At 57.5% G+C, this 12,244-nt stretch carries 8 protein-coding genes; 6 read left to right on the forward strand and 2 right to left on the reverse strand.

Annotation, left to right across the window (positions count from 1 at the left end; translation table 11 throughout):
* Position 1: 1 nt before the first annotated feature.
* Both WFM49_RS18245 and WFM49_RS18250 read left to right on the forward strand, forming a co-directional pair.
* Entirely contained in the window at positions 2-1,024 is a 1,023-nt protein-coding gene (locus WFM49_RS18245; protein WP_336974779.1) for an XdhC family protein, read from the forward strand.
* Between the two features lie 188 nt (positions 1,025-1,212).
* Positions 1,213-2,697: an NAD(P)H-hydrate dehydratase gene (locus WFM49_RS18250; protein WP_336974781.1), complete on the forward strand. Its 1,485-nt coding sequence runs from the start codon at positions 1,213-1,215 to the stop codon at positions 2,695-2,697.
* Positions 2,698-2,700: 3 nt separating this feature from the next.
* On the opposite strand, the gene WFM49_RS18255 is transcribed toward WFM49_RS18250, so the two are convergent.
* Positions 2,701-3,624, reverse strand: coding sequence for an EamA family transporter (locus WFM49_RS18255; RefSeq protein ID WP_250756060.1), 924 nt, complete (start codon positions 3,622-3,624; stop codon positions 2,701-2,703).
* A gap of 154 nt (positions 3,625-3,778) precedes the next feature.
* On the opposite strand from WFM49_RS18255, the gene WFM49_RS18260 reads away from it, so the two are divergent.
* The gene (locus WFM49_RS18260) at positions 3,779-5,383 is read left to right on the forward strand and encodes a phospholipase D family protein (protein ID WP_336974784.1); all 1,605 of its coding nucleotides are present in this window, start codon (positions 3,779-3,781) and stop codon (positions 5,381-5,383) included.
* 92 nt (positions 5,384-5,475) lie between these two features.
* Here the strand turns inward: WFM49_RS18260 and WFM49_RS18265 are convergent, their stop codons facing one another.
* Positions 5,476-9,084 (reverse strand): BTAD domain-containing putative transcriptional regulator, encoded by a 3,609-nt coding sequence (locus tag WFM49_RS18265; protein ID WP_336974787.1) that lies wholly within the window; start codon positions 9,082-9,084, stop codon positions 5,476-5,478.
* 195 nt (positions 9,085-9,279) lie between these two features.
* Between WFM49_RS18265 and WFM49_RS18270 the strand changes: the two genes are divergently transcribed.
* The 3 genes from WFM49_RS18270 to WFM49_RS18280 all read left to right on the forward strand — a co-directional run bounded on the left by WFM49_RS18270 (position 9,280) and on the right by WFM49_RS18280 (position 12,094).
* Entirely contained in the window at positions 9,280-10,026 is a 747-nt protein-coding gene (locus WFM49_RS18270; RefSeq protein WP_336974789.1) for a GntR family transcriptional regulator, read from the forward strand.
* 178 nt (positions 10,027-10,204) lie between these two features.
* On the forward strand, positions 10,205-11,098 hold the full coding sequence (locus WFM49_RS18275) for an MBL fold metallo-hydrolase (RefSeq protein ID WP_035273671.1): 894 nt from the start codon (positions 10,205-10,207) through the stop codon (positions 11,096-11,098).
* A gap of 21 nt (positions 11,099-11,119) precedes the next feature.
* Positions 11,120-12,094 carry a Bug family tripartite tricarboxylate transporter substrate binding protein gene (locus WFM49_RS18280; RefSeq protein ID WP_336974794.1) on the forward strand — a complete coding sequence of 325 codons (975 nt, stop codon included), beginning with the start codon at positions 11,120-11,122 and terminating at the stop codon, positions 12,092-12,094.
* Positions 12,095-12,244 lie beyond the last annotated feature (150 nt).

Raw genomic sequence — 12,244 nt, forward strand, 5'->3', positions numbered from 1 at the left:
TATGGAGAGCCTGGATGTCAGGGTATTGCGCCAGTTGCACGAGTGGCGCGCACAAGGACGTGATGCCATTTTGGTTACGGTTGTGCAGACCTGGGGCTCGTCCCCCCGTCCAGAGGGTTCCATCATGGCTCTGGAAAAAGGTGGGGCGGTGGTCGGGTCGGTCTCGGGTGGTTGTATCGAGGACGATCTGATCCGTGCCTATCACGAACCCGCAGGGGCGGATAAGCGCCTGCATGGCGATGGCTGTCCTCAGATGCTGACGTATGGCGTCAGCGCGGATGAGGCGCATCGCTTTGGCCTGCCTTGCGGCGGCACGATCCGTTTGCTGGTGGAGTTCAATCCCTGCCCGCAAGCAATGTCGGAATTGCTGAGCTTGCTGGAGCAGCGCCATCTGGTGCAACGTCATGTGGATCTGCAAACTGGCCGTGCCTGGGGCAGTGCCACCCGTGTTCCGGCTGCCTTGCATTTAAGCGAGGACCGCCTGTCGGTGACTTTTGGCCCGTCCTATCGGCTCTTGCTGATCGGTGGTGGGCAACTGTCCGAGTACGTGGCGACCATTGCCTTGTTCAACGGCTTTGATGTGACGGTCTGCGATCCGCGCAGCGAGCATATTCAAGGCTGGAGCGTGACGGGTGCACGTGTAGTTAGCGGCATGCCGGACGATGAGGTCATTGCCTGCGTGCCGGATCGGCGTACGGCCATTGTGGCCCTGACGCACGATCCCAAGCTGGATGATATGGCCTTGCTGGAGGCGCTCAAGAGCAGTGCCTTTTATGTGGGGGCGATTGGTTCGCGACGTAATAACCAGAGCCGTCGCGAACGCCTGGCCGAGCACTTTGATCTGACGGCCGAGGAAATCGGCAAGCTCAAAGGTCCGATTGGTTTGTATATAGGCAGCAAGACCCCGGCAGAGATTGCCGTCAGCATCATGGCCGAGATCATCGCGATCAAGAACGGGGTGGAGGTACCGCGTGAGCTGTCTGTCGGCTCTGTCAAGGATAGACAAGAACAGCCGTCGGCCTAGGTGGTGGCTGTTGCGACAGTTCTGCATTCAAACTTTTCGCACTAAGATAAGAGAACGGGCGGCGACCCGTTCTTTTTTTGTCTCCGGGCCGCCCAGGACCTGACGCCTTCTGTTTTCAGCAGGCCGCCAGCGGGTGACCAGCCCGTGCAGCGTAGGGACGTTTTGATTTCTGTCTTTGTGAGCCTGCCATGCCCTTTGTGTCCCAATATGGTTTTTTGCCCCTGAGTGCCGCGCCCGGAAAACAGGCCCTGTACAGTCCGGCACAGTGCGCCAGCATGGATGCAGCCGCTCCGGCTTTCGGGGTATCCATCGAGCAATTGATGCAGGCCGCTGCCAGTGCGGTGGCGCGTACCGTGCAGCGCCATTGGCCGCAAGGAGCGGTGCTGTTCTTGTGCGGGCCGGGTAATAACGGCGGGGATGCCTTGGTGGCGGCGCAAATTCTGCGCGAGCAGGGGCGGGTGGTTTCCGTGTTCAGTCTGGTGGACCCGTCTGTACGGCAGGGTACGGCCGCCTGGGCGCAAACGCAATGGCAGGGTCGCTGGGAAAGTCAGTGCCCGGACTTTCGACGCTTTTCGGTGGTGGTGGATGGTTTGCTGGGAGCAGGCCTGGATCGTGATGTAGAGGGCGAGACAGCCGCCTTGATTCAGGCTTTGGCGGCTTCCAAGGTTCCTGTATGTGCCATTGACGTGCCATCGGGCCTGGATGGGGCCAGCGGGCAGGTGCGCGGTGTGGTCGCCCCTGCCACGGTGACAGTCAGTTTTGTGCGCTACAAGCCGGGCCATGTGCTGTATCCGGGCCGTGCCTTGTGCGGCAAGCTGGAGCTGGCCGAAATCGGCATGCCAGCGCCGGCCTTGCAAGAGGCCAATACCTGGTTGAATGAACCTGCCTTGTGGCATGCTCATCTGCCGCAGTTGGGTGCCCAGAGCCATAAATACACGCGTGGGCATGCTTTGGTGGTTGGCGGCGAACGGATGACCGGAGCCAGCCGTCTGGCGGCTCGTGCAGCACAGCGCGCTGGAGCCGGACTGGTCAGCATGGCTGTGCCACCCTCGGTCTGGTCGGTGTACGCCGGGGCACTGGACAGCATCATGGTGGCCCCCTTGGATGACACTTTGACCACGGACGAGCGCATTCGCGCCTGGCTGGTGGGGCCGGGTGCGGGATTGGGTGAGGAAACCCGTCGCCTGACTTTGGCTTTGCTGGCAACGGGGCGACCTTGTGTTCTGGATGCGGATGCCATCAGCAGCTTTGCAGCACAGCCCCAGGAGTTATGGGATGCCTTGCATGAGCAGTGCGTATTGACTCCTCACGCGGGCGAGTTTGCCCGCGTTTTTGAGGAAGCGCCTGATCGTCTGGAAGCGGCACGACTGGCTGCTACCCAATGTGGTGCCGTGCTGGTGTTGAAGGGAGCAGATACTGTTATTGCCGCGCCCGATGGGCGGGCCTTGATCAATGCCTGCGCACCGCCGTGGTTGGCCACCGGGGGCAGCGGGGATGTATTGGCGGGTCTGGTCTGTGGCTTGTTGACCCAAGGCATGCCTGCTTTTGAAGCGGCGGGGGCGGCTGTCTGGCTGCATTCACAGGCCGCCCTGGAGTTTGGTCCCGGACTGATTCCGGAGGATTTGATAGAGGTGCTGCCCCGTGTTTGGCAGCGCCTTCTGTCCAGAGCCTGAGACTTACTTGCGTGGGGCGCGCTGGTAGGCCAATGCCACAATCCCGCTCAGCACCACCGCGCCACCGAGCAATTGGGTGGAGTTCAAGGTTTGTTTCAGAATCAGCCAGCCCAGAATCAGCGAGGCCACCGGCTCCATATTCATGAAGGGCGCATTGCGTGTCATGTCCAGGCGGGGAGCCAGCACAAACAGGGTCACAAAGCCCGTGGTGTACAGCACACAGACCAGAGACAGGGCAATCCAGCCTACAGCGTCGTGGGGCAGGGAAGAGCCACCGGGCAGCAGTCCCAGAGGGCTAAGTGCAATCAGGCAGACCAAAGTTTGGCTGATGGTACAGAAACTGCGTACCAGGCCGGGCAAGGGCGCCAGTTTATTTTCTGTAATCCACAGTCCAATCGCAAAGGTCAGGGCGGTCAGCAGGCTGCAAACCACGCCCAGGACCCACTGCCCATCCAGCGTTGCGCCCTTGATCAGACTGGGAGCGTCCAGCGCCAACAAGAGGCCGACCAGAATTGCCATCATGATGATGGAGGTTTTGCGCGTGGGTTTGTGCCCGCCCAGTATCCAGGTCAGTAGCGCCAGCAGAATCGGGTACATATTGGCCACCAGCAAGGCCAAGGCGACGGGGATACGGGCAATGGAGGAATAAATCAGCATGCACTGCATGGTGATCAGCCCGCCCAGCATCAGTTGCCAGCCCAGATACTGACGGGGCACATACAGGGCTTGCTTGCGCCAGATCAGTAGCATGCTCAAGGCCAGGGTGGCCGCGGCCGAGCGAAAGATAACCGAGATGATCAGCCCGGTGCCATGGTCCAGCGCCACTTTGGCCGCGATATGGTTGGCGGCGAAGGAGCTGCCCAGCATTAACAGCAACATAATGGCAAGGTGACGGGGCAGTAAGGCAGGAGATGTTGCGGGGGGCATGCTACTTTTATTTCAAGTTTAAAGAATGGGTGGATGCTTTATTGTTGTCCGCCCTGCCACTTGCTGCAAGTATTGATTGCGAAACATGCCCAGGCCTGGTCCCGAGGGCGGTGCTACTATGTTGAGCGATGTCCATGTCCACAGAGATGCCTTCATGAAAATCGACCCCGCCAAAAAGCCGACGATTCCTCGTTCTACGGGACAAGCACCGTCCTTTTTCTGGCGCAGCTTGATGGCGGGTGGGGCCTTGCTGGCCGGCCTGACAGGCTGTGCCCTGCCTTCGCTGGAAGGACGTAGCCACAGCGAGGCGTTGCCGCTGGATCAGGCCAAGGAAACCATGATTGGCCAGGCAGTGGCTCCCTTAGTTCAGCAGCATCCTGGCTTGTCGGGCATTTATCCTTTGTTCGATCCACATGATGCCTATGCTGCCCGTGCCTTGTTAGCCTTTGCCGCTCAAAAAACGCTGGACGTGCAGTATTACATCTGGCGGGGCGACACCACCGGCACCTTGATGCTGGGCACTTTATTGCAGGCTGCCGAGCGTGGCGTGCGTGTGCGCTTGTTGATTGATGACAACGGCATCACCGGGCTGGATGATATCTTGGCCGCTTTGAACGCTCACCCCAATGTCGAGGTACGGCTGTTCAACCCCTTTGTGCTGCGCTGGCCCAAACCTCTGGGTTTTCTGACGGACTTTTCCCGTCTGAACCGGCGCATGCACAACAAGTCTTTTACCGTGGATAACCAGGTCACCATTATTGGTGGGCGCAATGTGGGCGATGAGTACTTCGGTGCGACTCAGGACGTCTTGTTTGCGGATCTGGACGTGATGGCAATTGGCGCGGTGGTGCAGGACGTCTCCAAGGATTTTGACCGTTACTGGGCCAGTCAATCGGCCTATCCGGTGGACAGCCTGATCAAAACGGGTGGTTCGGAAGCCCTGATGAAGTTTCAGGCCAAGTTGCAGGAAGCCGAAGCGCAACCACGCGCCAAGGATTACCAGCAGGTGCTGCGTGAATCGGATCTGGTCAGCCATTTGGTGCGTGGCGAGCTGGATTTCCAGTGGGCGCGGACCACCATGATCAGTGATGATCCGGCCAAGGCCCTGGGCCCGGTCAACCCTGAGCAATTGATGGTCTGGCAAATGGACCATGTGCTGGGCAAGCCCACCAGCCAGGTGGACCTGGTGTCCTCGTACTTTGTGCCTACCGCTGCAGGTGTACGGGCCTTTGAGGACATGATGAAGCGGCCTGGCATGAAGGTCCGTATCCTGACCAATTCCCTGGCTGCAACGGACGTGACGGCCGTACATGCAGGCTATGCGAAACGACGTAAAGCCTTGTTGGAAGCTGGGGTGCAGTTACTGGAGCTGCGGCCCACCATGGACAAGCCTACGCGTCACGGCTCCGGGCCTTTTGGTAGCTCGGGTTCGGCTCTGCATGCCAAGACCTTTGCGGTAGACGGTAAGCGCCTGTTTGTGGGCTCTTTTAATTTCGATCCGCGTTCGGTCAATTTGAATACGGAGCTGGGCTTTATTATCGAGAGCCCTGAAATGGCGCAAGCCCTGTCCAAGAGTTTTGAGGACGTCCTGCCTTACCGCAGCTATCGTGTGGAACTGGATGAAAACGGTGATCTGGTGTGGATTCAGTTGAACGAAGACGGCACCCAGCGCTTTTTCACCTCCGAGCCGAATGCCAGTATCTGGCGTCGAGCCGGGGTAGGCGTCTTGTCTATCCTGCCGATCGAGTGGCTGCTTTAAGCCGATTCAATTATCGGTAGCGGATCTGAAATGCCCCCAAGGATCAAGCTGATTCCTTGGGAGCATTTTCTTGTGCTTGCTGGTTTTATTGACTAGACCTTGAGCTTTTGCACGGCCTGTCGGCGTGTCTGAATCCAGTCTGCGTAGCGATGCAAGCCATGTTTTTCCATGTGTTGCTCGGCCAGATTCCATTCCTGCAAGGCTTGTGCGTTCTCGCCCAGCGCCATCCAGGCGTCTCCGCGCACACAGTGCAGCTCGGTGCCCAGACTATTGGTGTCATAACGCAGACCTTGAGCGGCAGCCTTGTCCAGCCAGGGCATGGCTTCATTGCTGCGACCCAGACGTATCATGGCGCGAGCAATACGGCTCATCAGGCCATCGGTGCTGATGGGTAGACCGTACTGGGCGATCTGTACGCAATCGAGCAGGGACTGCAGGCTGGTTTCTCGGCCTTGCAACATCACTTGGCAATAGTGCAGGTAAGAGCGACTAAGTGCAGACCAGGGCTCGGGGTTATGCGATTTTTGCAGCTCTTGCAAGGACAGCTCGGCCACTTGCTGACAGTCTTCAAGCTGTTCCATCAGGTAGTAGGCCTGCATGACGAACAAGTGCGTAATGGCGCGTAGTGAAAAAGTGGTATCCACACGCAAGGATTGCAAGGCCAGATGGACATGCTGCTGAGCAGCATCCATATTGCCTTTCAAGGCCAGGGCGACGCTCAGGGTTCCAAAGGTAATGGACTGAGGAAAGTGCTCGGCAATGGCCTGACGACCGTTCTGCTCCTTCAGGTCATCAAAGACGGCCAGGCTCAGGTTCAGCGTCTGGATGGCATTGGTGACATTCCCTTTCCACAGCTCGTGCTGACCAATGGCGTACAAGGCCCAGCTGCGGTTCTGATCGTGGCTGGTTTCATTGGCCAGAGCCAGTAACTGGCGCGCTTTTTGCAGGGCTTGCTCGAAATTGCCCTGGGCTTGAAAGGCTGTCCAGGCTGTCCACAAGCTGATCATGACCTGATCCGAGTCATGCTCGTCATGCAGCTCATGGCCCAGCTCGTAGGCCATGGCTGTAGAGGCGGAGGCGGGGCCGTACAACGAGGACTCAATCGCGCCTTGCAACATGCGACATTCAAATTGCAGGGTTTGGCGAACCTGCAAATCTTCAATCAATTCGCTGCGGTTCAAGGAGCGCTGCAGGTATTGGCTGGCCTGGCGCAGGTCGTCCTGTGCCAGCGCTTCGCGGGCCGCACGCTGCCACCAGAAGGCGGCTTCCGGACTTTCCGCTTCGCACAGATGCAGGGCAATGTACTCGGGCGCGTGACGGCGGCGTATGCCGTGCTGGGCGATGGCGTAGTGGGCCTGACGCAGTTCTTCCTGCATCGCCACACGTTCCAGTGCCTGGGAGACCAGCGGCAGACAGGAGACATGCTTGTCATGCACATCGATCAGATCCAGCGTCGCCAGCGTGTCCAGTCCACTGCTCAAGGCGGTGTTTTCCAGGCGCAGCATCAGGGCCAGCTCGTCGATGGAAATAGGCTGTGCTTGCAAGGCGATGCTGGTCAGGATGTGGCGTGTTGCGGGCAGGAGGCTGTGGTACTGGGTGCAGACCAGGTCAGTCAGGCACAAGGCATCACTGCATTCACTATTGAGCTCATGGCAGCGCAGCAGCTCGTTGGCATGGCCTGGATTGCCTGCGCTTAAGCGGACCAGGCGGCTGCGTTTATCGCGCGCCAGCCTTTGTCCCCGTTGGCCGCTTAACAGGCTGTTGATGCTGGAGCGATCCAGTGTACGCAGGCTCAGGTGCTCGGCACGTTCCAGTCCATGACCGGGTTTGCGGCTGGTTGTCAGCAGCAAGGTCGGGTGACGCGGGGCCGTGTGCGCCAGCAAGCGGATCAGGCGCTGGGAAGGCGGGTCGGCCCATTGCACGTTTTCAATAATCAGCAAGCGACGGCGTGGCGAATTGCCCGGGCCGCTGAGCAAATTGAACAATAAATCCATATGAGCCGTGGAAGGCTCGTTCAGGTCTTGCTCGTCCGGGCCGCTATTTAGCCATTGATGCAGGGACTGGGCCTGTTTGGGGCTGATTTCCAGTGCCTCTTGCAAGGTTTGCACGGAGAAGGGATCGCGCTGCTTGCCGTTTTGCGAGGTGAGGTAGTCGGCAATCTGCTCGTGCAGCCAGAGGCGAATCGGATGCCAGGCCACACGACGCTTGTCTTCACGACAATTGAGCACAATGCAGTGGTGGGCGGTTTTCTGCACATAGTCCGCCAGAGACTGCACCAGCAGACTCTTGCCGATATGAGCGCGACCGTGAATGGCAATGTGATGCAAGGCACGGTTGGGACCGATATGCGCCCAGGCTTGCACCAGATGGTCGAACTCTTGCGAGCGGCCATAGACGCGGCTGGTTAAACGCGTAGGGTCTGCGTCGGAAGGGCTCAGATTCAGCCACAGCGCTTCGCTCTGGCGGCCCAGCGGGCCTTGCACATCCTTGGTGTCCAGACGCAGAGCGGCCTGCACGCTGATACGTGGCGTGCCGGGGCTGGCTTCCCAGCTCAAGGGCAGCACCACTTGTGCAAGTTGGCCCCAGGGATCGGGGTAAGCGCTTTGATCGTCCATGGCCAGATCGGCGTGCAGGGCGATGCTCAGCTTGACGTGTTCATCCATGCGCAAGGTTGCCGCAACCCGTGCCAATGCGGCTGCTTGCGCGACGGGCGACTCCAGCAACTCGGGATAACCAAAGTAGGCAATCAACTGATTGGGGCCAGCCTCACAGGGCCAGCCGCCATGCTGTTCAATCAAGGTTTGCAAGGTCTGGCGACATTGTCCCAGCAGATGGCCGCCGCGCTCACGAGCATGCCGGTGACCGGGCTCAAAGCGCAGGCAAAAGCCGACCGCGGCCAAGGGGCGCAGGCGCAGGGAGACCGTCGTGGGTAAGGATTTGGCAGGGCTGATCGAGCGTGCCGGCAAATCCACCAGACTGCGTGTCTGGGCACTGGGTTCGCAGCCCAGGCGGTCGGCCAGCAAGACCGAGCATTGCTCGTAGGCGTGCAGGGCGGCTTCATGCTGGCCTTCCTGTTTCAGCAGCCGAATCAGCTCTTGATGCAGTTTTTCTTCTTCAGGCCAGATCAGGAGCCAGCGTTTAAGGTAACTGACTGCTTGCGGTGCAGGCAGCGTGCTCAGGCCAGACTGTATGTAACGGTCACGGCATTGCGACAGAGTTTGACGAATGTTTTGCTGTGTATCCTGCAACCAGTCCTGTAACTGCTCGCCATGGTGCAGTTTTACCTGCCCCAGCAAGGGGCCCTGATACAGGTTCAGGCGCTCCAGATCGTTAAGCGATGGCTGACTGGGGTGTTGCAACAGGCTGAGCACATCCACCTGGGTGTGGCTGGGGTCCAGGGCCAGGGTGTCATTGGTAATGTGCAGGGCCTGATCACAACCTTCAAAAGCGCGGCGCAAGGCGTGCAGCGCGTGGCGTAAACGAGCGCGGCCCACACTGATGGGGTCTTCATGCCAGATCGTTTCAGCCAAACGGCTGCGACTAATCGGCTTGCCCTGGGCCAAGGCCAACATGGACAATAAAATACGCGCTTTATCGTAGTTAATGATTTGTGCGCGGCATTGTCCTTTCACCAGGAGTCGGTAGGTACCGAGCAGGTAAATTTGGGCCAAGTGCGAGGCGGAGGAAGGCAAAACATCCATGGGCTCGGGCTCGTATCAAGAGTTAAGCAATGATTGGGATAATGTATCCGATACGTTTAATTTTCGTTTACCAACTTTTGCAAAAATAAACGCTTTGCTTGTTCAAGATTAAACCTTTTTGGGACATCTCCGGCTTAACTCATCGCAGGCTATGATGTGGACTTGTCACTTTCCTGTGCTTGCTTGCCTCTTGGTATGGTCGATCCCACACGTTCATCGCTGCGCAAACAGTCCAAATTGCCTCTGTCGCTCAAGGTGAAATATACCTTGCGAGCGCGCCTGGAGCGTGGCGAATGGCCGGTGGGAACGCGTATTCCCACGTTAGAGGAGTTGATGCAGGAGTATGGCGTCTCGCGCGCTACCGTGCGGGCGGCACTGGATGAGCTGGAACACGAAGGCCTGATCGAGCGCACACGCGGCAAGGGCACGTTTGTTATTGGCGACGTCGCGCAAGACCATTGGCTGATGTTGCCCACCAATTGGGATGCCTTGATTGAACATCTGACGCGTCTGGATTCGGTCATGGTGGAGCTGGACAATGGTCTGGGATCCTTGCCCATTGAAATTACCGGGCAGTCCTTGCCCGATGAATATTGGTGGACCAGCCGTGTGAATTACGCTGATGGCGTGGCTTACAGCCTGAATACGGTCTACGTGTTGAATACACTGGCCCAGACCTTGCAACCGGAATTAAGTCAGGAACCTGTGCTGCTGGTGCTGAATCGTCTGGCTCGCGAGCAGATCCATACTATTCGTCAGACACTGACCGTGCGGGTTGCCGATGCGGATTTAGCACGCCATTTGAATATGGATATAGGCATGCCTGTGGTGCGGGTAATTCGCCTGATTGTGAACCGTGCAAATCAACTGGTTTATGCGGCACAGGTCTTTTATCCCGCTAAATATCTCAGCATTCAGACCGAGCTGACACCTGGCCTTTAAGACTGCCATCCCAGGCGCGCTGCGCCTTTACGACACTCCTAGGTAAAAACACCAAGTTATGCCGCTCGATAGCGAGGTGTACACTTTTTCCATAAAGTCCTAAAAATAGAACTTTATGACTTTATAGGGAAGGCACTGTTCTGGTGCTGGATGTTTTTATTGTTTGGAGGAGTTTTACGTGAAGATAACCATGCTTGGCACCGGCGCTGCGTTGCCAGATCCCGATCGTGCTCAGTCGTCCATTTTGGTGACGCTGGAGAATGGCAAGAATTATCTGTTTGATTGTGGCGAAGGGTCCACGCGTCAGATGGTGAAGGCCAATATCAATCCAGCCGATGTGCCTTGGGTGTTTTTAAGCCATCTGCACTATGACCACGTGTGCGGTCTGCCTTTTTTTGTACTGTCCAGCTGGGTTTTTAACCGTGAAGGCAAGCTGAAGGTTTTTGGCCCCAAAGGCACGCAGGATTTTGTGGATCATTCCTTCGAGAATGGCGCGTTTCGTGTGGATATTCAGGCTCGTGCGGCTTATCCGGCTCGTCAGAAAAATATTGAAGCGGTACGCCCCGAGGTCTTCGAGGTGGAGCCAGGTCTGATGTACGAGGACGAGGACGTCAAAATCTACATTGATGTGGTGGACCACATTCCTAGCGAAATTACGGACTGCTTTGGTATTCGTATGGAGGCTGAAGGCAAGGTTGTGGCGTTCAGTGGCGACACGGCTCCGTGTGAGTCCATGATTCGCCTGGCGCAGGATGCGGATCTGCTGATACATGAGTGCACTTTTCCGGAGTCTTTCCTGAAGCATCGCGCGCAGTCAGGGGTAGGCACGTTTGCCCATACCAGTCCTTTGCAGTTGGGCGAGATCGCTCGTAAAGCCAATGTGAAGAGTTTAGTGGCCACGCATTTTGGACATTACGACTCCACCAGTCCGGTGATTAAACGTGCGGCGGGCAATCATTTGCCGGTTGATTTGATGGGGCCGGAGCGTCTGGATGAAGTGGCTCGGGATATTCGCAAAAGCTACAAAGGCGATTTGCGTTTGGCAACGGATTTGATGCGCATAGACCTGTAAAAGGCGCGCGGGGGAGACAAGATGCAAGCAATTAAAAAGACGGTGGTGGGCTTGGTGGCTGCGCTTGGTCTGGCTGCGGCAGGTCCGGTCTGGGCGGATTATCCCGATCACCCTGTGCGAGTGGTGATTCCTTACCCTCCAGGAGCGGCGGGTGACATTATTTTCCGTATCTTGCAGCCCAAACTGTCGATGGAGCTGGGGCAGACGGTAATTACGGATTACAAGACCGGCGCGGGCGGCAATATTGGCACGCAGATGGTGGCGCGCTCCAAGCCGGACGGCTACACCTTGCTGTTTTCAGCCACCAATAATTTTGTGATCAATCAGTTCTTGTACAAGAACATGGGTTATGACCCGTTCAAGGATTTGTATGTGATCAACAAGGTGGCGGATGCGGCGGCTTTTGTTTATGTGAATGGAGATTTGCCGGTCAAGAATATGGCTGAATTCCGGGATTATGTTCAGCAGCGCAAAGGGCAGGTGAATTACGGGACGCCAGGAGCAGGCACAACGCCGGAGCTGTCGGCCTGGAAGCTGTCCGAGGCTCTGGAGGGCGACATGCTGGGTATTCATTACCGAGGCTCGGCGCCGGGGATTCAGGCTTTGTTGAGCAATGAAGTGCAGATGTTTGTCAGCAGCTATGGTTTGGGGGCGGCTTTTTTGCCTGAAGGTCGTTTGAAGGCCTTGGCAGTGGCCTTGCCAGAGCGCTTCCCGGCTTTGCCTGATGTCCCCACGATGGAGGAGCTGGGCTACAAGGACGTGGTGATCAGCAACTGGTGGGCGTTGGCTGTTCCTGCCGGGACGGAGACGGAGATCGTGAGCAGGATTGAAGGGGCTTTGGAGAAGGTTCTGGCTGATCCGGCTATTCGCAGCAAGTTGCTGGATCAAGGGTATTTGCTGTCCAAGGTTTCTGCTGAGGAGTTTCGGAAGGGACTGCCTGCGGAGGCGGATTATTGGCACGATATCGTGACTAAGGCTGGGATTAGTTTGGATTGATATGTCGCTTGGGTACAGGGTTGGCTTGATTGGGATTGAGTGTTTTGTCGAGCCTTGTATGCGAGGGCTTGTTTGAAGTGGGAGGGCGCTGGTTTTGACAGGAGGAGGCTTTCTTCTGGACGTGCTGTTTGGGCTTTGCGTGAGGCCGGT

The organism is Alcaligenes sp. PF14 (assembly GCF_037150615.1).
In the GTDB taxonomy this organism is placed as follows: domain Bacteria; phylum Pseudomonadota; class Gammaproteobacteria; order Burkholderiales; family Burkholderiaceae_B; genus Alcaligenes; species Alcaligenes phenolicus.